Source organism: Skermanella rosea, assembly GCF_016806835.2.
Taxonomy (GTDB): Bacteria; Pseudomonadota; Alphaproteobacteria; order Azospirillales; family Azospirillaceae; genus Skermanella; species Skermanella rosea.
Genome location: NZ_CP086111.1, coordinates 4,041,949 through 4,063,666 on the forward strand (window position 1 = coordinate 4,041,949; position 21,718 = coordinate 4,063,666).

The window sequence follows — 21,718 nt, forward strand, 5'->3', positions numbered from 1 at the left end:
GTGAACGCGAAGACTTAAGGACTAGAGGAACAGCGCGATGGCAACCGTTTCGACGCCGAACGGATTCTCCCTGGACAATGCGGGCCGCCGGGTGGTGGTCGATCCCGTGACCCGGATCGAGGGGCACATGCGCGTCGAGGTCAACCTCGACGGCGACAACGTGATCCGCAACGCGGTTTCCACCGGCACCATGTGGCGCGGGCTTGAGGTCATCCTGAAGGGCCGCGATCCACGCGACGCCTGGGCCTTCACCGAACGGATCTGCGGCGTCTGCACCGGCACCCACGCTCTGACCTCGGTCCGCGCGGTGGAGGACGCGCTGGACATCAAGATCCCCGAGAACGCGAACACGATCCGCAACATCATGCAGCTGACGCTGCAGGTGCATGACCATCTGGTCCATTTTTACCACCTGCACGCGCTGGACTGGGTCGACATCGTCTCCGGCCTCAAGGCAGACCCGAAGGCCACGTCGGATCTGGCCCAGAGCATCAGCTCGTGGGGCAAGTCCTCGCCGGGATATTTCCGCGACATCCAGGCCCGGCTGCGCAAGTTCGTGGAGAGCGGCCAGCTCGGCCCGTTCAAGAACGCCTACTGGGGGCACGCCGCCTACAAGCTGCCGCCCGAAGCCAACCTGATGGCGACCGCCCACTACCTGGAAGCGCTCGACTTCCAGAAGGAGATCGTGAAGATCCACACGGTCTATGGCGGCAAGAACCCGCATCCCAACTGGCTGGTCGGCGGCGTGCCCTGCCCGATCAACATCGACGGGACCGGCGGCGTCGGCGCCATCAACATGGAACGGCTCAACCTGGTGTCGTCGATCATCGACCAGTCGATCGAGTTCGTGAACCAGGTCTATATCCCCGACCTGATCGCCATCGCCGGCTTCTACAAGGACTGGCTGTACGGCGGCGGGCTGGCCAGCACGTCGCTGATGTCCTACGGCGACATCCCGGAGCGGGCGAACGACTATTCCGACAAGAGCCTGATGCTGCCGCGCGGCGTCATCCTCAACGGCAAGCTGGACGAGATCCACGAGATCGACCTGAGGGCGCCCGACCAGGTGCAGGAGTTCGTCAGCCACTCCTGGTACAAGTACGCCGACGAGTCCAAGGGCCTGCACCCCTGGGACGGGGTGACCGAGCCCAACTACGTGCTCGGCCCCAACGCCAAGGGCACCAAGACCCGGATCGAGGCGGTGGACGAGGGGGCGAAGTACTCCTGGATCAAGTCGCCGCGCTGGAAGGGCCACGCGGTCGAGGTCGGGCCGCTGGCCCGCTACGTCATCGGCTATGCCCAGAACAAGCCGGAGTTCAAGGAGCCGGTCGACCAGCTCCTGAAGGCGCTGGACGTGCCGGTCACCGCCCTGTTCTCCACCCTGGGCCGCACCGCGGCGCGCGGGCTGGAATGCGCCTGGGCGGCGGAGAAGCTGCGCTACTTCCAGGACAAGCTGGTCCGCACCATCAAGGCCGGCGACGAGACCACGGCCAACACCGCCAAGTGGGACCCGTCGAGCTGGCCCAAGTCGGCCAAGGGCGTCGGCTTCACCGAGGCGCCGCGCGGCGCGCTCGGCCACTGGATCCGGATCGAGAACACCAAGATCGCCAACTACCAGGCGGTCGTCCCGACCACCTGGAACGGCAGCCCGCGCGACACCAAGGGCAATATCGGCGCGTTCGAGGCCTCGCTGCTCGACACCCCCATGGCGGATCCGGAGCAGCCGCTGGAGATCCTGCGCACCCTGCACAGCTTCGACCCCTGCCTCGCCTGCTCGACCCACGTGATCGCGCCGGACGGCAGGGAACTCACCGAAGTCACCGTGCGCTGAGCGGAGGAACGCCCCCATGACCGCGCATGTCGACAAGCCCCCGGCACCATCCTCCGCCGACGACGAGATCGCCGATCTCGCGACCGCGCGGAACCGCCTGCAGGTCCGCCAGACCGCCATCTACGTCTATGAATGGCCGGTCCGCCTGTGGCACTGGGTGAACGCCGCCGCGATCCTGGTGCTCGCCGTCACCGGCTACCTGATCGGCTCGCCGCCGGGCTCCCAGCCGGGCGAGGCGAGCGACGCCTACCTGATGGGCTATATCCGCTTCGCCCACTTCGCCGCCGGCTACGTGATGGCGATCGGCATGGCCGGGCGGATCTACTGGGCGTTCGTCGGCAACGTCCATGCCCGCCAGATGTTCGTCCTGCCGTTCTGGTCGGGCAAGTTCTGGCGGGAAGTGCTGGTCGAGGCGCAGTGGTACGCCTTCATGCGCGATTATCCGAAGAAGTATATCGGCCACAACCCGCTGGCCCAGCTCGCCATGGTAACGATCTACAGCGTCGGCAGCATCTTCATGATCGTCACCGGCTTCGCGCTCTACTCCGAGGGAGCGGGCCAGGGGAGCTGGCTCGACACGCTGTTCGGCTGGGTGATCCCGCTGGCCGGCAACTCGCAGAACCTGCACACGATCCATCATCTCGGCATGTGGGTGATCGTCACCTTCGTGATCATCCACGTCTATGCCGCGGTCCGCGAGGACATCATGAGTCGGCAGAGCATGATCAGCACCATGATCAGCGGCTGGCGGATGTTCAAGGACGACGGCAAGTGAGCATCGAAACCGGTCGTCCCGTCCTCGTCCTGGGCATCGGCAACATCCTCTGGGCCGACGAGGGCTTCGGCGTGCGGTGCGTGGAAGAGCTGCACCGCCGCTGGAGCTTTCCCGACGACGTCCTGGTGATGGACGGCGGCACCCAGGGCCTCTACCTCGTCCATTACGTCAAGGCCGCCCGCCGGGTCATCGTGTTCGACGCGATCGACTATGGCGAGGAGCCGGGGACCTTGAAGCTGGTGCGCGGCGAGGAGGTGCCCAAGTTCACGGGCGCCAAGAAGATGAGCCTGCACCAGACCGGCTTCCAGGACGTGCTGAGCGCCGCCGAACTGCTGGGCGGCACCCTCGACGACATCCTGCTGATCGGCGTCCAGGCCGTCGAGTTGGAAGACTACGGCGGGAGCCTGACCCCGCCGGTCCGGGCCCGGATCGAGCTGGCCCTGGCCATCGCGGTCGAGCAGCTGGCGCGCTGGGGCTGTCACGCGACGCCGCGGACCGCCGCTCCCGACCATCTGCTGCACGGCGGTATCGGCCTCACCGATTACGAAGCCGGCCGCCCCTCCGCCGAAGACGCCTGCCGCGTCGGCGACTCCCGATTCTTCGCCTGACCGGAGCCGAACGGCCATGTGCATCGGCATCCCCATGCAAGTCCGCTCCGAAAATGGACTGACCGCTCTGTGTGCCGGCCGGGGCGAGGAGCGCCGGGTCAGCCTGCTGCTGACCGGCGAACTGCCGGTCGGCACCTGGGTCATGGTCCATGTGGACACCGCGATCCGGACCCTGGATGAGGCCGAGGTCCCGCTGATCAACGACGCGCTCGACGCGCTGGAGGCGGCTGGCCGGGGCGATCCCTTCGAGCATCTGTTCGCCGACCTGATCGGCCGCGAACCCCAGCTCCCCGACCATCTGCGCGAGACGCAACCCGTCCCTTCACGAGGAAATGCCTGATGCCCGCAACGGTCATCGAACGCCTGATCTCGATCGAGAACTGCCCGGTGATCACCGAAGGCACGGTCGACCGTTTCCTGGACGGCAGCGGAATGGCGGTCCTCTTCTTCACCGGCGATCCGCGCCAGCGGCCCGAAAGCAACGACGTCGCCGTCGTCCTGCGCGAGCTCAATACGGTGTTCCCGGGCCGGCTGCGCGTCGGCATCGTCGACCAGGCGGCCGAGGCCGCGCTCAAGCCCCGCTTCGGCGTGCTGGTCGTGCCCACCCTCGTCTATATGCGCCGGGGCGAGTTCGTCGGCCTGATCCCCCGGATCCAGGACTGGCAGAGCTACGTCGAGAAGACGCGCGCCTTCCTCGAAGCCGCGCCGCCGAGCCCCTGACCGAACCCCGCAGCCCCTGCCGCCAGAAAGGGAACGACCACGATGCGCCACCCGATGAAATGGGAAAACGAAGAGCAGCCGACCGGCGTGTTCCTGGGCGGCACGGAAGCCGAGGCCCTGGACCTGATGCGGATGCCGGCCGCCGTCCGGCGTCTCGACCGGCTGTCGCTGCCCGGCACGGCGCCGGGGCTGGCGGATGCCGCCCATATCCTGGCGGCGGTCCGCGCCGCCCTCGACGGCTTCACGGTCGACTCCCCGCCGGCACTGTTCCCGCTCACCGGACTGGACGAGCCGGCGATCACGCTGCTGGACGACGCCCTGGGCGAGGGCGAGGTCGGCATCGTCGTGGCGGGCACCAGCGAGTACCAGATCCAGGAGTCGGTCCTGCCCGGGGTCTGGCGGGTGAAGACTTTCGCCCTGGCGGACGGTCCCGCGGGCGCCCTGGCCGGCGACCATATCGAGGTGGCGGACGTCCCCGGGGTCGTGCGCGCCGCCGCCCTGGGCGGCACCCGTGCGCAGCTGGAGATCGGCGAGCCGCCCGATGGCTGCATGAACGTCATGCCGGTCCTGGCCGAGCTTCGGGCGCGTACGGCGGCCTATGCCCAGGGCGACCGCAACCATGTCATCAGCTTCACCCTGTTCCCCATGAACGAGACGGACATGGCGTTCCTCAAACGGACGCTGGGCATGGGACCGGTCCAGGCGGTCTCCCGGGGCTACGGCACCTGCCGCGTCACCCTGACCGGCCAGCGCCACGTCTGGAGCGTCCAGTACCTCAACGCCATGGACACGGTGATCCTGGACACCATGGAGATCGGCGACGTCCCGGTCGCCCTGTCGGCGGCTGACGAGGATTTCCAGGACAGCGCCGAGCGGCTGGGCGAGATCCTGGAGGCCTATTTCCAATGACCGCGGCGTCCCCGGCACCCCGGAACCTGTTCGAAGGCTCGTTCCTGGGCGACGCCGCGCGGATCGCCCCGGACGCGCGGCTCGAATGCGGCATCTGCTGGACCCCCTACGACCCTGCCGAAGGCGACCCGGTCTGGCAGATCCCGCCGGGAACGCCCTTCGCGGCCCTGCCCGGGGACTGGCGCTGCCCGACCTGCGACGCGGAGAAGCACAAGTTCATGGTGCTGGACGCGTCGGCCCCGGACGGGGCGGATCAGTCGTCCGGCGACCCGTCCGGCGCGCTGGCCGAAGCGTACCGCAGGATCGCCCGGACGGTGATGTCCGACCTGCCCCTCTACAATCCCCGGCTGGCGGTCGAGGCGGTAGGATTCCGGCGGTACGGCGACGGCTGGCTCGGCATCATGGTGACGCCCTGGTTCATGAACGCCGTCCTGGTGCCCGGAGTTCCGGGAGCCTGGGACGGCGTGAGGGACGGGGTCAAGTCGACCTACGCCCTGCCGTCCGGAGACTACGAGTTCGTCGCCGGCCGTCTCGACGGCGTCGGGACGATCCTGAACTGCTCGCTCTTCTCCCCCATGTTCGAATTCGAGGAACAGGCCGTCGTCCGCCAGACCGCGGAAGCCGCCCTGGCGGCCCTGCTCGAACCCGAGGCGGGTGCCGAGGCATCCCCGCCACCCCCTCCCGCGCCCGTGGCGCCGGCACCCGCTCCGGTCGAGGTGAGCCGTCGCCACCTGCTGCGCGGAAGCTTCGGAGGCTGACGCCATGAACGCGCGGGCCGGCATCGAAGGTACGCTCTCGTTCCAGATCCTGGCCATCGACGCCACGGTGGCCGACGTGCGCCTGAAATCGTCGCGCGGAACCGGCATCGACCGCATGCTGGCGGGGCGGCCGGTGGCCGAGGCCCTTTCCCTGGTCCCGATGCTGTTCAGCCTGTGCGGGACCGCCCAGGGCGTCGCCGCCGCCCGCGCCTGCGAGGCGGCGGCCGGCATCGTCCCGGCCGGCGCGCAGCAGGCGGCGCGCGAGCTGCTGGTCCTCGGCGAGATGGTCGCCAGCCACGCCTGGCAACTGGCGATCGAGTGGCCGCGCCTGCTGGAGGAGGCGCCGGACCCGGGCATCCTCCTCGGGATCCGCCGGGCGGTGGCGGCGCTTCCCCGGACTCTCTACCCCGCGGGCGACTGGACCCGTCCGGGCGGCGGCGCGCTCAAGCCCGACGCCTCGGCCCTCGACGGTCCGCTGGAGCATATCGCCGGCGCGGTCGAGGCGCTGGTCGGCGCCGGCTTCGCGGAGATCCGGGACGGCGACGACCTCGCCCGCTGGAGCCGAAGGGCCGGCACGACGGCGGCCCGGCTGATCGGCCGCGTCATGGCCGACGACATGGCCGGCTTCGGGCGGAGCGGGATCGCCAACCTGCCCGACCTGCCGGACCGCTGGTTCGCCGACCGGCTGTCCGGCGATCCCGACTTTTCCATGGCCCCGGACATCGACGGCGGCCCGGCGGAAACCGGAGCCCTGGGACGGGTCTCCGGCACGCCCCTCATGGCCGGCTTGATCCGTCGATTCGGCAACGGCCTGCTGCCGCGTTTCGCCGCACGGCTGGTCGACCTGGCGGGCCTGCCGTCACGGATGCGCGACGCCGCGGGGCGGCTGGAGCCCGCCCGGCCGGCGCCGCCGGAGGCGGCCCAGGGGGCTTCGGGATCCGGCGCGGGCTCGGCGGAGACCGCGCGAGGCCGGCTCGCCCACTGGATCGCGCTGAACCGGGGAGTGGTGACCGCCTACCGGTCGGTCGCTCCCAACGAGTGGAATTTCCACCCGCGCGGCGCCTTCGTCCGGGGTGTGGTCGGCCTGCCGGCCGACGACGGCCTGCGGCAGAGGGTCGACCTGCTGATCGCCGCCCTCGATCCCTGCGTCCCGTGCCACGTGATGATGGAGGAACGCGCCGGTGCATGAGATGGCGCTCTGCCAAGGCATCCTGGACATCATCCGCGACCGGGCCGCGGAGGAGGGTTTCAGCCGCGTCGCGGTGGTGCGTCTGTGCGTCGGGGCGCTCTCCCACGTCGATCCCCGCGCCCTGGAGTTCGGGTTCGACGTGGTGGCCCGGGGGACCCTGGCCGAAGGGGCCGAGCTGAGGATCGACCGTCCGGCCGGACAGGCCTTCTGCATGGCCTGCTCGCAAACGGTCACCCTGGCGGCCCGGGGCGAACCCTGCCCCGCCTGCGGCAGCCACCAGCTGATGGTGGTCGGCGGCGACGAACTGCGTGTCGAAGAACTGGAGGTCTCGTGATGTGCACGGTCTGCGGCTGCGGCCCCGGGGAAACCCGGATCGACGGACTCGAACCCGGAACCGGCATGGAACATGACCACGAGCATGTGTCCCCCGACGGCACCGTGCTTCGCCACAGTCACGGCCACTCCCATGGCCATGATCACGAGCACGACCATCATCATGCCCATGACCACCCGACGCGGCTGATCCGGATCGAGCAGGATATCCTGGCGAAGAACGGCCGCTTCGCCGCCGTCAACCGGCAGCTCCTCGCGGCGTCGCGCACCTTCGCCGTCAACCTGATGTCCAGCCCCGGATCGGGCAAGACGACGCTGCTGGTCCGGACCCTCACGGATCTCGCCGTGAGCATTCCCATGGCGGTGATCGAGGGCGACCAGCAGACCAGCTTCGATGCCGACCGCATCCGTGCCACCGGCGCGCCGGCTGTCCAGGTCAATACCGGCAAGGGGTGCCATCTCGACGCCCAGATGGTCACCCAGGCGCTCGGGACGCAGCCGGCTCCCGCGGGCGGCGTGCTGTTCATCGAGAATGTCGGGAACCTGGTCTGCCCGGCCGGCTTCGACCTGGGCGAGAACCGCCGGGTCGTCGTCGTTTCCGTGACCGAGGGCGAGGACAAGCCGCTCAAGTACCCCGACATGTTCGCGACCGCCGACCTGATGGTGGTCAACAAGATCGACCTGCTGCCCTACCTCAGCTTCGACGTTCCGCGCCTGATCGCCGGTGCCCGGCAGGTCAAGCCGTCGCTCGACGTCATCCAGGTTTCCGCCACGGCCGGGACAGGACTGGACCAGTGGTATGCCTGGCTTGCCGCCGGCATTGCCGCCGCCGAAACCGGAGGCTGAGCCATGGTCGTCGATCCCATGCCGGTAAGCCGCTCCCGCGTGCGTGTCCGGGGTCTGGTCCAGGGGGTCGGGTACCGGCCCTTCGTCCATGACCTTGCCGGACGGTACGGCCTGACGGGCTGGGTACTGAACGATACCGACGGCGTCCTGCTGGAGGTGCAGGGGCAGGATCCCGCCGGTTTCCTCGATGCCCTGGCATGCCGCGCCCCGCCGCTCGCCCAGGTGGACCGCATCGAGGTCGAGTCGCTGGCCCCCGATCCCGCCGAGAGCGGGTTCGAGATCCGCGGCAGCGTCGCCGCCGGTCCCGCGCGCACCATGATCGGACCGGATGCCGCCGTCTGCCCTGACTGCCTGGCCGAACTTTTCGATCCCGCGGCCCGGCGCTGGCGGTATCCCTTCGTCAACTGCACCCATTGCGGGCCGCGCCATACCATCACCCGCTCCCTGCCCTACGACCGGCCCCAGACCTCCATGGCAGGCTTCCCGCTCTGCCCGGACTGCGCCCGCGAGTACGCCGATCCGAACGACCGCCGCTTCCACGCCCAGCCGATCGCCTGCCCCGCCTGCGGGCCCAGACTCCAGATCCGGGTGGAGGAGATCGTCGCGCGCCTCCGCGCCGGGGAGATCGTCGCGATCAAGGGCCTCGGCGGCTTCCACCTCGCCTGCGACGCCGCCAACCCCGGCACGGTCACCCGGCTGCGGGCGCTCAAGCAGCGCAACGGCAAGCCTTTCGCGATGATGGTGGCGAGCCTGGCCGAGGCGCGGCGGATCGCCGAGATCGGTCCCGCCGAGGCGGCGCTCCTGGCGGGCCCCGAGCGGCCGGTGGTGCTCGTCCGCCCGCGGTCCGGCGCGGCCGCCGCGCCGGTCGCACCCGACCTCGCCCCGGACCTCGCCTGGCTGGGCCTGATGCTGCCCTATACGCCCCTGCATTACCTGCTGTTCCACGAGGCCGCAGGACGCCCGGCGGGAACCGACTGGCTGGACGCGCCGCAGGGGTTCTCCCTGGTCATGACCAGCGCCAACCCCGGCGGCGAACCGCTGGTGATCGGCAACGCCGAGGCGGCGGAACGGCTCGGCGACATCGCGGACTGCGTCGTCACCCACGACCGGGACATCGTCGCCCGCAGCGACGACAGCGTCGCGCGGGTGATCGGCGGCGCGCCGATGCTGATCCGCCGCGCCCGGGGCTATGTCCCCCTCGGCATTCCGCTCGGCGGGCCGGTGCCGCCGGTCCTGGCGCTGGGCGGGCACCTCAAGAACACGGTCTGCGTGGCGCGCGGAAGCCAGGCTTTCCTGTCCCAGCACCTGGGCGACCTGGAGAACGCCGCCACGCTGCGCTTCTTCGAGGAGACGATCGCCCACCTGCTGGACATACTGGAGGTCGAACCGGCCGCGGTCGCCCATGACCTGCACCCCGACTTTCTGTCGACCCGCCATGCGGAGGCGCTTGGCCTTCCCTGCATTCCGGTCCAGCACCACCACGCCCATGTGGCGGCGGTCGCGGCCGAGTACGGCCGCTCCGGGCCGATCGTCGGCCTTGCCCTCGACGGCTTCGGCCTGGGCGACGACGGCGACAGCCGGGGGGGAGAGCTGCTGCGGGTGGACGGTGCGCGGTGCGACCGGCTGGGACACTTCGCTCCCCTGGCGCAACCCGGCGGCGACGCCGCGGCGCGCCAGCCCTGGCGCATGGCGGCGGCGGCCCTTCACCGGCTGGGCCGGACCGACGAGATCGCGCATCGCTTCGCGCGGTTCGGCAATACCGCCTTGCTGGTCCAGATGCTCGACCAGGGACTCAACTGCCCGCCGACCACCTCCTGCGGGCGCTGGTTCGATGCCGCCTGCGGCCTGCTGGGCGTGCGCAGCCTGTCGGGATTCGAGGGGGAGGCCGCGATGGTCCTGGAGTCGCTGGTGACGCGACCCACGGTGCTGCCCGGCGGCTGGACCGTCGCCGGCGGCGTGCTCGACCTGATGCCGCTGCTCGACGCGCTCCGCGGCCTTCCTCCCGCGGCCGGGGCCGACCTGTTCCACGGCACCCTGGCCGCGGCCCTGGTCGACTGGGCCCTGCCCGCCGTGGAGGGCGCCGAGATCGCCCTGTCCGGCGGCTGCGTGATGAATGCCGTGCTGACCGAGGGCCTGATCGAGGGCTTCGCCCGGCACGGCATCACCGCCCTGGTGCCGCGCCGGGTGCCCGCGAACGACGGCGGTCTCAGCCTGGGCCAGGCCTGGGTCGCCGCGCACCACTTGATCCGTTAGGAAATCGCCATGTGCCTCGCCTTGCCCGCCCGGATCGTCGAGATCCACAGTGACGACAGCGCCACGGTGTCTCTCGGAGGCGTGCGCAAGCAGGTCTCCACCGCGCTGATCGAGGAGCCGGCCGTGGGCGACTACGTGATCGTCCATGTCGGCTACGCGCTCTCCAGGCTCGATCCGGCGGAAGCCGAACGGACCCTGGCGCTTCTCGCCGCCCTGGACCGGCCCGCGCCCGGGCAGGAGCCGCAACAGGAGGATGCCGCCGCATGAGATACGTGGACGAATACCGCGACGGTGACCTGGCATCCCGGGTCGCCGCCGCCATCGCCGCGGAGGCCGATCCCGGCCGGCACTATGCCCTGATGGAGTTCTGCGGCGGCCATACCCACGCGATCTGCCGCTACGGCATCGAGGATCTGCTGCCGCCCAACGTCACGATGATCCATGGCCCCGGCTGCCCGGTGTGCGTGCTGCCGATCGGCCGGCTCGACATGGCGATCGAGCTGGCGATGCGGCCTGAGGTGATCCTGTGCACCTACGGCGACATGATGCGGGTGCCCGGCCGCGACCGCACCAGCCTGATGAAGGCCAAGGCCGGGGGTGCGGATATCCGCATGGTCTACGGCAGCGGCGACGCCCTGCGGGTCGCCCGGGAAAATCCCGGCCGCGAGGTCGTCTTCTTCGCGATCGGGTTCGAGACCACGGCCCCGACCACCGCCGTGGCCCTGGTCCAGGCGGCGTCGATGGGCCTCCGCAACTTCAGCGTCTTCGCCAACCACGTGCTCACGCCGTCGGCGATCCAGGCGATCCTGGACAGCCCGGAGGTGTCCGCGACCGGCACCGTGCGGGTCGACGGCTTCATCGGGCCGGGACATGTCAGCACCATCATCGGCTCGGCGCCCTACGAGCGCTTCGCCCGCGACTATCGGCGTCCCATCGTGGTCTCCGGGTTCGAGCCGCTCGACATCATGCAGTCGGTCCTGATGCTGGTGCGCCAGCTCAACGGGGGACGGTGCGAAGTGGAGAACCAGTTCAACCGCGCGGTCTCCCGGGACGGCAACGGCAAGGCCCAGGCCCTGGTGGAACGGGTGTTCGAACTGCGCGACAGCTTCGAATGGCGCGGCCTCGGGACGATCCCGGACAGCGCGCTGCAGATCCGCGAGGAGTTCGCGGACTGGGACGCGGAACGGCGCTGGCAGCTCCGCTACGTCCCCGTCGCCGACAACAGGGCATGCTCCTGCGCCCAGATCCTGCGCGGCGCGAAAAAGCCGCTGGACTGCGCGATCTTCGGCACGGCCTGCACCCCGGAGAATCCCATGGGATCCTGCATGGTCTCGCCGGAAGGCTCCTGCGCAGCGTATTATCTGTACGGCCGCTGGCGCGACACCCCCCAACGGGCCAAGACGGGTTGAAATCGATGATGCAGGACGATCGCCGGCCTTTCACCCGCAAGCTCGACCTGAAGAACGGCCAGGTCGACATGAGCCACGGCAGCGGCGGCAAGGCCATGGCCCAGCTGGTCGAGGAGCTGTTCGGTGCCGCCTTCGACAATTCGCTGCTGGCTCGCCGCAACGACCAGGCGGTCTTCGACCCGCCGGCTGGCCGGCTGGCGGTCACCACCGACAGCTATGTGGTCTCTCCCCTGTTCTTCCCGGGCGGCGACATCGGCTCGCTGGCGATCCACGGAACGGTCAACGACCTGGCGATGGCCGGCGCCCGGCCGCTCTACCTGACGGCGGGATTCATCATCGAGGAGGGCTTCGCGCTCCGCGATCTCGCCCGGATCGTCGCCTCGATGGCGGCTGCGGCGGCCGAAGCCGGCGTCGCGATCGTGACCGGCGACACCAAGGTGGTCGAGCGCGGCAAGGGCGACGGCGTCTTCATCAACACGACCGGCATCGGCGCGGTGCCGCCGGGCGTGGCCCCGTCCGGCGACAGGGCACGGCCGGGCGACGCCGTCCTGGTCAGCGGCTTCGTCGGCGACCACGGCGTCGCGATCATGTCCACGCGCGAGAACCTCAGCTTCGAGACGACCATCGCCTCCGACAGCGCGGCGCTCCATGGTCTGGTGGCGGCCATGGTCGACGCCGTTCCCGACATCCACGTGCTGCGCGACCCGACGCGCGGCGGCCTCGCGACCACGCTCAACGAGATCGCGCGGCAATCCGGGGTCGGGATGCTGCTCGACGAACGGGCGATCCCGATCCGCGGGGAAGTCGCCGCCGCCTGCGAGCTTCTGGGCCTGGATCCTCTTTATGTGGCGAACGAGGGCAAGCTGGTCGCGATCTGCGCACCCGGGGATGCCGCCCGGCTGCTGGACACCATGCGAGGCCATCCGCTGGGGATCGACGCCGCGGCCATCGGCACGGTCATTGACGACGACCATCGCTTCGTGCAACTGCAGACGACATTCGGCGGAAAGCGCATCGTGGACTGGTTGGCCGGCGAGCAGCTGCCCCGGATCTGTTGAGGCGGGAGGAGGGCGTGAAGGAGCGGGAGATCGGCGACGCCTGGAAGGGACCTCCGCAATGCCGGAACTGCGGCATCCGGGACCTCGTGCTGTTCGCCGACCTTCGGCAGACCGACTTCAGCCTGATCCACCTGCCGATCGACGAAGTCCGGTTCAAGCCCGGCGAGTCGCTCTACCATGCCGGCGACGGGAAGCCGTACCTGTTCACGGTGCGCGAGGGCACGGTCAAGCTGGTACAGTACCTGCCGGACGGATCCCACCGGATTGTCCGCCTGCTCCGCCAGGGCGCCATAGCCGGTCTTGAAGCCCTGCTCGGCGAGCCCTACGCCCACACCGCGACGGCCCTGCAGCCCGTCCTGACCTGCCGCATCCCGCGGGCGGTGATCGACCGCCTCAGCACCGAGACGCCACGCCTGCACACGCAGCTGATGAAGCGCTGGCACCAGTCGCTCCAGCAGGCCGACGACTGGCTGACCGAGCTGTCGACCGGCAGCGCGCGGCTCCGGCTGGCGCGCCTGCTGCTCCAGATGCTCGATGCTACGGACGGCGACGTGTGCCACCTCCCGATCCGCGAGGATGTCGGCGCGATGCTGGCGATCACCATGGAAACGGCCAGCCGCACGGTCGCCGAATTCCGCCGCGCCGGCCTCATCGCCGATGTCGGCGACCATCTGGTCCGCTGCAACCGCGAGGGGCTGGAGGACGTGGTCGCGGAGGGGTAATGACGACGACGCAAGCCCGCGAACTCCGATCCCGCATGACCGACGCGGAAAGACGACTCTGGTCCCTGTTGCGGGATCGCCGCCTGGACGGGTGCAAGTTCCGCAGACAGCACCCGATCGGCCGATACGTTGCCGATTTCGCCTGCGTAGAGCGGATGTTGATCGTAGAAGCTGACGGCGGACAGCATGCCGATGAGCCGGCCGACCAGCGACGCACCGATTGGCTGAACAGCCAGGGATGGCGAGTGATACGGTTCTGGAACACCGATATCCTGCGTAACACCGAGGGTGTCGTCACCGCGATTCGGGAGGCTCTCGAATGTGAGGCAAGCCAATAGGTCGAGCATCCCCAACCCCCTCACCCTACCCCTCTCCCCCAAGGGGGCTAGTCTATCAACAGATCTTTTGCCGGAGAGCTACGCCCTCGCACATTGTTGCGAAACGGGCGTAGCCTCTGGCAAAAGTGATGGGTCCAGCCGGCTTGGATTTGGGATAGCCGTCCCAGCCGCCCAAACGGGCGATAAACCATGCGGCCCAAGCCAGCGTGTCGGGCGGATGTGGGTTTTTGCGGGCGGCGGTGCGGCCTTCCAGACGTGGTTGTAGGGCGATCAGGACGCTGACCTGCTGTGCGGAGAAAGTGTCGTCGATCGGGCGAACCAGGACGCCGTCGCGAACGCCGAGCAGTTGCAGGATGTGCGTGGCGGCGACCAGGGCGACGAAAGCCAGCCGCTGAAGGGCGTCGGCGCTTTCGACCTGGCTCGACTCGATATCCAGCCCCTGCGTCTTGAGAGTACGGAAAAGCTGCTCGATGGTCCAGCGCCGCCGGTACCAAAGCACGATTTCCAAGGCTTTTGCGGTGTCCTCGACCTGATGTGTCGTCAGCAGCCGCCAATGTACCGGGTCTTCTCCGGCGGGGGCGTCCACTTCGCGAACATCGACCATTCGAAGGGCGAGCGCCGGTGCGGCGCCGGGGTGTGTCCCGTTCCTGGGCCGTTTCACCGCGACCGCGCCGTAGCGCAGTTCCAGGGTCGCCGTGCGGGCCGAGCGCTTGCCGGGGCGTTCGGGAAGGTCCAGCGTGAAGCGCTCCGCCACCGCCAGCGCGTCGCTCCAGGCGTATAAGTAGCCGCCTCCGGCCAGCGCCCTGTCGCGGCAGGCCCGCGTCAGAAGATCGAAACCCGTTTCCGGCAGCCGCTCCCATTCCTCGTAGATGTCGCTTTCGCGGTCGGCGACGACCGTGACGTGCCGGGCCGTATCGAGATAGTGCTTGGCTGTCTGCGCGCCCTCCAGCCAGCGCATCGATTCCTTGCTCTCGATCGGCAGAGCCCGACGGTGCTTGGCCGCGGTTTCATGACGGGCGTAGACCTGCGCTCCGACAAGTCCCAGACAAGCTCCGCTTTCGGCCTCGACCGCCAGCACCGGATGGACGAACAGCCCGGCGTCCCGGCCATTGCCCACGGTGCCCAGGCCCCGCGTTCGTCCGGCATGGGCCTGATAGTTCAATTCGCTGGTGTCCTGGATGGCCAGAACATGCAGGCCGACGACGCGCGCCCGCATCTGCTCGCCGATCGTGCATTCCATTTCCACCAGTCTTACCTTGGCATTGTTCAGCCAACGCCCGAAGCGAGCCTCTTCGATCCGGTCGTTCGACAAACGCCGAATGCGGACGGTCGAGCGCTCGACCATCCTTTGCAGCAGTTGCCGCCCCCTTTTTTCAGCCGTTCATCGTTGAAACGGCCGACGATATCAACCTGAATGTCCATTCGTGACGCCCTCCGCCTGAGAACGTCACGAACAGAATCACATCCCCGCCAAACTACGCAACTACAGCGACAAACCCGAGTCAACCTGCCGCACCTAAAAAGATCTGTTGATAGATTAGCCCCCCTTGGGGGAGAGGGTCAGGGTGAGGGGGCGGGTGGCAGCTGTCCCAGGAAGGCGGCTACCGGAACACCACCGTCTTGCTGCCGTTGAGCAGGACCCTGTGCTCGATGTGGTACTTGACGGCGCGGGCCAGCACGACGCTCTCCACGTCGCGGCCGACCTCGACCAGGTCGTCCGGCGTGCGGGTGTGGTCGACGCGCTCGACCTCCTGCTCGATGATCGGACCTTCGTCCAGGTTGGACGTCACGTAGTGGGCGGTCGCCCCGATCAGCTTGACGCCGCGGGCGAAGGCTTGGTGATAGGGCTTGGCGCCCTTGAAGCTGGGCAGGAACGAGTGGTGGATATTGATCGCGCGCCCGGCCAGCCGCTCGCACAGCTCGGGCGAGAGCACCTGCATGTAGCGCGCCAGCACGACCAGATCGATGCGCTCCTGCTCGATGATCTCCCACAGCCGCGCCTCCTGCTCCGCCTTGTTGTCGGGCTTGACGGGCAGATAATGGAACGGGACGTTGTGCCAGGCCGCGAGCTGGTAGAAGTCGCGATGGTTCGACACGATCGCCGGGATCTCCACGTTCAATCCGCCGACCCGGTAGCGGTAGAGCAGGTCGTTCAGGCAGTGGCCGAATTTCGAGACCAGGATCAGCAGTCGCTGCGGTCGCTCCGCGTCGTGCAGGTGCCAGGTCATTCCGAACCGGCGGGCGACCTCGGCGAACTGGGCTGCCAAGGCTTCGCGGTCGGGGCCTTCCTCCGGAGCGGCCAGGAAGATGCGCAGGAAGAACAGGTCGCTGGTCCGGTCGCCGAACTGGGCGCTGTCGATGATGTTGCAGCCCCGCTCCGCCAGGAAGCCGGATACGGCCGCGACGATGCCGACTGTGTCCGGGCACGAAATGGTCAGGATGTAGCGGGCGGTCATTTCGAAACTTTCCAGAACGGCTTATGGCGCGGTCCCTGGAAAGAAGCGCAATCGACCACCCTGTGCAAGTGGCAATCCGCTGCCGCGCTCAATCGAGCATCGGCAACCCGCTTTCGATCCTGACCAGCGCCGCCAGCAGCGGCACTCCGATGTCGCGCCGGACGAAGGCGCTGCTCCGGTCTGCAGCGGCGATCGCCTGCGACATGGTGTTCCGCCAGCGGTCGTCGCCATACATCAGCCTCTCCGCCTTTGCGCGCTGGGCCAGGACTGTCGGCCGCCGATTGGCCGGCACCTCGGCAAGCTTCACAAGCCGCGCCATCCATTGCTGGGCGATCGCCAGTTCGCCCCGGCGGAGCGCCGCCGCGATGAATTCCGACAGGATTTCGGATTGCGGATCGGGATCCTGGACCTGTTCGAGATATGCGGAGGTCAGGGACATCTCTCCCCGCGCCGCGAGCCGGCCGAGCACGGCGGGAACTGTCCAGGGACTGTCCTCCTGGACCGTGCGCAGCAGGCCCAGCGCCAGGTTGACCTCGCCCAGGTCGGCGGCGGCCACGGCGAGTTCCGCCGGGCAGCACTCCTGCTTCGTCTCGCGGAAGCGGGAGAACTGCTGCTCCACCGTGTTCAGGAAGAGGGTCCGCGCCTCCGCCTCGCGGCCGACCCGCATCAGTGCCTGCACGACCAGACCCAGTTCCCAGGCGCAGGCATTCGCCTGGGCGTAATTCTGGGCTTCGGTGGTCAGTGCCGACGCCAACTCCTTCTCCCCGCGCCAGCCGGCGATCTCGGCAATGTCGGTCAGGTTGTAGAGACGCGTCGAGCAGTCGGCGATGCCCCGCGTGATCTGGAGGGCGATGTCGGTCTGGCCGGTCAGCGCCAGGGCACGGGCGACGAACAGGTCCTCTTCCTGGGACTCGGCAGTGGTGGCCGCCCCGCGCCGCAGCGCACCCACGAAGGGAGCGATGATCTCCCGCGCGCGCTCGGCACCGCCGTTCAGGTGGTAGGCGACGGCGAGCGAGAGCCAGTCCCACCGTGGCGTGGAGATCGGATACTCGATCGGCGGCAGCAGGTTCTCGATCTTGTAGAGGAAGCAGGCCGTGGACAGGGCTTCGTTGCAGATCAGGGCCCGGACGCGGTTTCGGAATTCGAAGACGTCGAAATCACCGATGAACTGGTTGGTGATGAGCTGGACCGCGACCGGACTTTCGGGATAGCGCTGCACGATCTCGTTCAGAAGCCGGTCGGCGTCGCGCAGCAGGCGCGCCTCCTCGGCCGGGTCGAACGTGGCATTGGCCTGCTGGATGAGCTGCATGGCCTGGACGAACTGCCGGTTCGCGCTGCCGGTGCTTTCCTGCGCCCGGGCGGCGGACGGAAATCCCGCCGCCAACCCGGCGGCCAGCAGGGCCAGCACCGCCGCCACGACCAGCAGGAACGCGCCGGGCCTGCGCCGACCATGGGCAGCTGCGTCAGCGGACATAGCTCACGACGCGCTTCACATAGGGCAACGACCTGGCATGGCCGGTCACCCGCTCCAGTTCGGCCGGATCGCGCGCGTTGCCCATCAGGTAGACGACGCCGTTGACCGTCTCGATCGAGTAGTTGATCGACGAGACCTCGCGGTCGAACAGGAGCTTGCCGCGCAGCTGGGTGCTGATCCAGGTGTCGCGGGTGGAATCGCCCAGCGTCGAGGCGTCGTCCACGACGATTTCGTTGATCACTTCGCGAACGCCGTTCGCCTGCCAGGCAAGTCGGACGGCATCGAGCCGCTCCTCGGGCGTCCTGGCGCGCCCGGTCAGGAGGACGGTGCCCTGGTTGACCGTCATGCCGAGGCGCGAATGCATCTCGACGCTGTGCTGGAACCAGTAATGATTGATCTGCGCCTGGATCTCGGTATCGCTGATGGCGCCGCCCAGTCCCCGCTCCTGCGAGGCCGCGACGACCGCGGTGGTGGCGGCGCCGCCGACGACGAGCGGTGCGCACCCCGGCAGGGCGGCGATGGCCAGGGTTCCCAGGACGAACAGCGGAAAACGCGCGCGAGACCTCAAAGCTTCCTCCGTACACCGGTCGCGATCCACGTCCGGGCGGCGCGAAGAAGTCACGCCCGCCACGTGATTGCAACACATATTTGAATTACTCGAAACTGGAGCCACGGCTTTTCCGTCTATCGTGGCCCGATTGCAGCAGCCAGTATCATACCGGTCCGCGCGCTCACGCGAACGGGGCGCTTGTCATCACGTCGGCCAACTCTCGCGACAGCACGTCGGCGATGCGGCGGCGCTGGGCAACGTCGCGCAGCAAATCCTCGTCACGCGGGTTGGACAGGAAACCGGTCTCGATCAGGACCGACGGAACGTCGGGCGCTTTCAGGACCGCGAAGTTCGCCGACCTCTTGGGATTGTCGAGCAAACGGAGCGAGCGTCCGGCGCCCTCCACGAGGCTGCTCTTCGCCATCAGCGACGCGGTGACGGTATGGCGGGCGACGAGGTCGGACAGGATCGCCGCGACTTGAGGCCGGGTGTGCCGCAGGTCGATGCCCCCCGAACCGTCGGCCAGGTTCTCCTGCTTGGCCAGCGCGAAGGCGAAATCGTCCGACGCCTTGTCGGACAGGGTGTAGGCGGACAATCCGCGCGCATCGCGGTTGGGCGCGCTGTCGGCATGGATCGATATGAACAGGTCGGCCCCGGCGTCGCGCGCTATGGCGACCCGCTCGGCCAGCGGCAGGAAGATATCGGTATCCCGCGTCAGCTTCGCCGCGACGCCGGGGACTCCCCGAAGCCGGCGCGCGATCTCGCGCGCGATATCCAGCGTGATCTCCTTCTCCAGCGTTCCCCGGACGCCGATGGCTCCCGGGTCGCGGCCGCCATGCCCCGGGTCGATCACCACGAGTCGCCGGCTCGGCACGGCCGTCGGGGGCTCGGGCTTGCGCTGCGGTCCGTTGGTGGGAGCGGCGCTGGCGGTCGCGGGCACGAGAAGGCCCGCCAGACCGGAGGCCCCGATTCGGAGCAAGGGCGCGCTCAACGCCAATTGAAGCAGAACCCTGCGCTTCATCCGATAAGACTACCCATCGATCCTGTGGTTATCGGCCCAATGACTGGCCCCCGGGCCGGCGGAATGGACCTCGGCGGCCAGTTTACGGGGCTGTTGGTTAACTGTTAATTACCCCACCCGCTGCTTGTCGAGTCCCGAGAGAGTGATGCACCGGAATTTCCGACCCGGATTTCCGGTACGGATCCCACCGGAAGCGCCCCTCCCGGAGCATTCCCAAAGCGGTGGCGGAATCGATGGCATTTTCGACTTATGATATCTTGTTCTCAGCCCCGACTCGGGCCAGACTGTTCTCTTGAAGATGGTGGAGGCGGTCATGAAGGAAGCCTTGATCAACATCATCCGCGAGGAGCGCGTGGCTCTGGAAGCCCGTATAGCCGACGAATTGAAGCGGCGGGTGCCGGATGACATGAGGATCGAAGCCCTGCAGGAGGAAGCGTCCGACCTGCGGCGGCAACTCGAACGGTACGAGCAGTAGGCGGCCGGCTCCCGCCGCGCCGAAGGCTACCCCCTTTGAAAGCCCGTACGGCCTTGCAACCGGGGCCGGTACGGGCTTTTGTTTGCCCTGCCACCAGACCAGGGAAAACGGGGGAACCATGCCCAAATTCGCCGCCAATCTGTCCATGATGTTCCAGGAGCACGACTTCCTGGACCGCTTCGGCGCCGCCGCCAAATGCGGCTTCCGGGGAGTCGAATACCTGTTCCCTTACGAATGGCCCGCCGCCGATATCAAGCGGGCGCTCGACGACGCGGGGCTCGAGCAGGTGCTGTTCAACATGCCCCCCGGCGACTGGGCCGGCGGCGAGCGCGGCATGGCGGCCATCCCGGGGCGGGAAGCGGAGTTCGCCGAGACGGTGGAAAAGGCGATCGAGTACGCGCGCGTGCTGGACTGCCCGCGGCTTCATGCCATGGCCGGCATCGTGCATGCGGGGATCGACCGGGAGGAGGCTGAGGCCGTCTACGTCTCCAACCTGCGCCATGCCGCCGATGCGGCCGCCCGGCACGGCATCACCCTGCTGGCCGAACCGATCAACAGCCGGGACATGCCGGGCTATTTCCTGAACACCTCGACCGCGGGCCGCAAGATCATGGCCGCCGTCTCTCGCCCCAACCTGAAGCTGCAGTTCGATATCTATCACACGCAGATCATGGAAGGTGACCTAGCGGAGCGACTGCGCCAGAACCTGGAGGCGATCGGCCATATCCAGATCGCCGGAACACCCGGCCGGCACGAGCCGAACATCGGCGAGATCAACTATCCGTTCCTGTTCAACCTTATCGACGAGATCGGCTATACCGGATGGATCGGCTGCGAGTACCGGCCGCGCGCCGAAACCCGGGCCGGCCTCGGCTGGGCGAAGGAGTACGGCATCACCGCCAGATGACGATCAAGGCTAGGAATTCATTGATGACCCCATCGGCAGGCCATGCTAGTCATGGCCTGCCGCCACCTCGCGTGTGGTCCATGGGGATACGGAATGCAGCACTTGTCCGGGATCGATACCGGGAGCAACCAAGCCGGGCTCACTCAGGATCCGCCGTTCGGCACCTACGCGCCGTCCCGCCTCCAGCGCGCAATCATCGGGCTGACCCGGACCCAGCCCGAGACCTGGCTCGGCAAGCGCGTCGCCTTCGCGGCCCGGCGGCTGGTCCTTACGGGCCTCAAGTCCCCGCTGGATGTCGATGTCTTCGGGCGGAAGTTCCGGGTCCATCCGGAAGACAATGTCTGCGAGAAGCGGGTGCTTTTCACGCCGCAGTTCTTCGACCCGGTCGAACGCCAGGTGCTGGCCGCCCGTCTGCATGACGGTTTCACCTTCGTCGACCTGGGCGCGAATGTCGGCGTCTATTCGCTTTTCGTCGCCGGTCTCGCCGGAAAGAACGCCCGCGTGCTGGCGGTCGAACCCCAGCCGGAGATATACCGCCGGCTCGCCTTCAACGTGGCGGCCAACGACCTGGGAACCATCCGGACCCTGCAATGCGCGGTGGCGGACCGCACGGGGACCCTGGACCTGTTCATCGATCGCGGCAACCGGGGCCAGAGCAGCATCGCCATGGAGACGGGCGAGCGGGTCTCCGTGCCGTGCCGGACTCTCGACGGCCTCCTCGCCGAAGCCGGATTCGACCGGGTCGACGCCCTGAAGATCGATATCGAGGGGGCCGAGGATACCGTGCTGGTCCCGTTCTTCTCCTCCGCACCGGAACGGCGCTGGCCGGCGCTGATCCTGCTGGAGATGTCGAGCGACCGGTGGAAGACGGATTGCGTCAAGCTGTGCATCGACCACGGCTACCGGATCAGTCACACGACGCGGCTGAACGTGATCCTGCAAAGGACGCCGGACAGGGCTTCGGCCGCGGCCTGAATCGTCCTGAGTCGGCCTGGAGTCGGGGGCCTGCACAGCCGTTGTGCAGCGCAACATGACGGTGCCGTTGCTCCGGGAGAAGCCCGGCGCGCCCGGCGGATTTTCCGATAA

At 68.4% G+C, this 21,718-nt stretch carries 24 protein-coding genes; 19 read left to right on the forward strand and 5 right to left on the reverse strand.

Features of this window, described 5'->3' with window-relative positions:
* Positions 1-37: 37 nt before the first annotated feature.
* The 16 genes from JL101_RS18825 to JL101_RS18900 are packed head-to-tail and all read left to right on the forward strand — an operon-like array spanning position 38 to position 13,749.
* Positions 38-1,831, forward strand: a complete 1,794-nt coding sequence (locus JL101_RS18825) for a nickel-dependent hydrogenase large subunit (protein WP_203103961.1) — start codon at positions 38-40, stop codon at positions 1,829-1,831.
* Positions 1,832-1,847: 16 nt separating this feature from the next.
* Complete coding sequence (gene cybH / locus JL101_RS18830; protein WP_203103963.1) at positions 1,848-2,606, forward strand: Ni/Fe-hydrogenase, b-type cytochrome subunit; 759 nt, start codon at positions 1,848-1,850, stop codon at positions 2,604-2,606.
* On the forward strand, positions 2,603-3,214 hold the full coding sequence (locus JL101_RS18835; protein WP_203103965.1) for a HyaD/HybD family hydrogenase maturation endopeptidase: 612 nt from the start codon (positions 2,603-2,605) through the stop codon (positions 3,212-3,214). The genes cybH and JL101_RS18835 overlap by 4 nt, the downstream gene beginning before the upstream one ends.
* A gap of 16 nt (positions 3,215-3,230) precedes the next feature.
* Positions 3,231-3,554: a HypC/HybG/HupF family hydrogenase formation chaperone gene (locus tag JL101_RS18840; protein ID WP_203103967.1), complete on the forward strand. Its 324-nt coding sequence runs from the start codon at positions 3,231-3,233 to the stop codon at positions 3,552-3,554.
* On the forward strand, positions 3,554-3,934 hold the full coding sequence (locus JL101_RS18845; RefSeq protein ID WP_203103969.1) for a thioredoxin domain-containing protein: 381 nt from the start codon (positions 3,554-3,556) through the stop codon (positions 3,932-3,934). Before JL101_RS18840 ends, JL101_RS18845 begins: the two co-directional genes overlap by 1 nt.
* A gap of 54 nt (positions 3,935-3,988) precedes the next feature.
* The gene (locus JL101_RS18850; RefSeq protein ID WP_203103971.1) at positions 3,989-4,843 is read left to right on the forward strand and encodes a hydrogenase expression/formation protein; all 855 of its coding nucleotides are present in this window, start codon (positions 3,989-3,991) and stop codon (positions 4,841-4,843) included.
* Positions 4,840-5,601 carry a [NiFe]-hydrogenase assembly chaperone HybE gene (gene hybE, locus JL101_RS18855; RefSeq protein ID WP_203103973.1) on the forward strand — a complete coding sequence of 254 codons (762 nt, stop codon included), beginning with the start codon at positions 4,840-4,842 and terminating at the stop codon, positions 5,599-5,601. The genes JL101_RS18850 and hybE overlap by 4 nt, the downstream gene beginning before the upstream one ends.
* A gap of 4 nt (positions 5,602-5,605) precedes the next feature.
* Positions 5,606-6,790: a nickel-dependent hydrogenase large subunit gene (locus tag JL101_RS18860; protein ID WP_203103975.1), complete on the forward strand. Its 1,185-nt coding sequence runs from the start codon at positions 5,606-5,608 to the stop codon at positions 6,788-6,790.
* A 1-nt stretch (position 6,791) separates the two neighbouring features.
* A complete protein-coding gene (gene hypA / locus JL101_RS18865) occupies positions 6,792-7,124 on the forward strand; it encodes a hydrogenase maturation nickel metallochaperone HypA (protein WP_211111315.1) in 333 nt (110 codons plus the stop codon).
* A complete protein-coding gene (gene hypB, locus JL101_RS18870; protein ID WP_203103979.1) occupies positions 7,124-7,969 on the forward strand; it encodes a hydrogenase nickel incorporation protein HypB in 846 nt (281 codons plus the stop codon). Before hypA ends, hypB begins: the two co-directional genes overlap by 1 nt.
* 3 nt (positions 7,970-7,972) lie before the next feature.
* Positions 7,973-10,222 (forward strand): carbamoyltransferase HypF, encoded by a 2,250-nt coding sequence (gene hypF, locus JL101_RS18875; RefSeq protein ID WP_203103981.1) that lies wholly within the window; start codon positions 7,973-7,975, stop codon positions 10,220-10,222.
* 9 nt (positions 10,223-10,231) lie between these two features.
* A complete protein-coding gene (locus JL101_RS18880; RefSeq protein ID WP_203103983.1) occupies positions 10,232-10,489 on the forward strand; it encodes a HypC/HybG/HupF family hydrogenase formation chaperone in 258 nt (85 codons plus the stop codon).
* Positions 10,486-11,631 (forward strand): hydrogenase formation protein HypD, encoded by a 1,146-nt coding sequence (hypD, locus tag JL101_RS18885; protein WP_203103985.1) that lies wholly within the window; start codon positions 10,486-10,488, stop codon positions 11,629-11,631. Before JL101_RS18880 ends, hypD begins: the two co-directional genes overlap by 4 nt.
* A gap of 5 nt (positions 11,632-11,636) precedes the next feature.
* Positions 11,637-12,689, forward strand: coding sequence for a hydrogenase expression/formation protein HypE (hypE, locus tag JL101_RS18890; protein ID WP_407697335.1), 1,053 nt, complete (start codon positions 11,637-11,639; stop codon positions 12,687-12,689).
* A gap of 14 nt (positions 12,690-12,703) precedes the next feature.
* Entirely contained in the window at positions 12,704-13,411 is a 708-nt protein-coding gene (locus JL101_RS18895; RefSeq protein ID WP_203103987.1) for a Crp/Fnr family transcriptional regulator, read from the forward strand.
* A complete protein-coding gene (locus JL101_RS18900; protein ID WP_203103989.1) occupies positions 13,411-13,749 on the forward strand; it encodes an endonuclease domain-containing protein in 339 nt (112 codons plus the stop codon). Before JL101_RS18895 ends, JL101_RS18900 begins: the two co-directional genes overlap by 1 nt.
* Positions 13,750-13,804: 55 nt before the next feature.
* Here the strand turns inward: JL101_RS18900 and JL101_RS18905 are convergent, their stop codons facing one another.
* From JL101_RS18905 to JL101_RS18925, 5 genes are all read right to left on the reverse strand, one after another.
* Complete coding sequence (locus tag JL101_RS18905; protein WP_228434914.1) at positions 13,805-15,094, reverse strand: IS4 family transposase; 1,290 nt, start codon at positions 15,092-15,094, stop codon at positions 13,805-13,807.
* A 256-nt stretch (positions 15,095-15,350) separates the two neighbouring features.
* A complete protein-coding gene (purU, locus tag JL101_RS18910; RefSeq protein ID WP_203097828.1) occupies positions 15,351-16,205 on the reverse strand; it encodes a formyltetrahydrofolate deformylase in 855 nt (284 codons plus the stop codon).
* 88 nt (positions 16,206-16,293) lie between these two features.
* Entirely contained in the window at positions 16,294-17,679 is a 1,386-nt protein-coding gene (locus tag JL101_RS18915) for a hypothetical protein (RefSeq protein WP_203097827.1), read from the reverse strand.
* On the reverse strand, positions 17,669-18,247 hold the full coding sequence (locus JL101_RS18920; RefSeq protein WP_228434959.1) for a BON domain-containing protein: 579 nt from the start codon (positions 18,245-18,247) through the stop codon (positions 17,669-17,671). The genes JL101_RS18915 and JL101_RS18920 overlap by 11 nt, the downstream gene beginning before the upstream one ends.
* A gap of 163 nt (positions 18,248-18,410) precedes the next feature.
* Positions 18,411-19,208: an N-acetylmuramoyl-L-alanine amidase family protein gene (locus JL101_RS18925; protein WP_228434961.1), complete on the reverse strand. Its 798-nt coding sequence runs from the start codon at positions 19,206-19,208 to the stop codon at positions 18,411-18,413.
* 355 nt (positions 19,209-19,563) lie between these two features.
* On the opposite strand from JL101_RS18925, the gene JL101_RS18930 reads away from it, so the two are divergent.
* From JL101_RS18930 to JL101_RS18940, 3 genes are all read left to right on the forward strand, one after another.
* The gene (locus JL101_RS18930; protein ID WP_201078532.1) at positions 19,564-19,725 is read left to right on the forward strand and encodes a hypothetical protein; all 162 of its coding nucleotides are present in this window, start codon (positions 19,564-19,566) and stop codon (positions 19,723-19,725) included.
* 118 nt (positions 19,726-19,843) lie between these two features.
* Positions 19,844-20,632: a 2-oxo-tetronate isomerase gene (gene otnI / locus JL101_RS18935; protein ID WP_203097824.1), complete on the forward strand. Its 789-nt coding sequence runs from the start codon at positions 19,844-19,846 to the stop codon at positions 20,630-20,632.
* A gap of 93 nt (positions 20,633-20,725) precedes the next feature.
* A complete protein-coding gene (locus JL101_RS18940) occupies positions 20,726-21,607 on the forward strand; it encodes an FkbM family methyltransferase (protein ID WP_203097823.1) in 882 nt (293 codons plus the stop codon).
* The last annotated feature ends 111 nt before the right edge of the window (positions 21,608-21,718 follow it).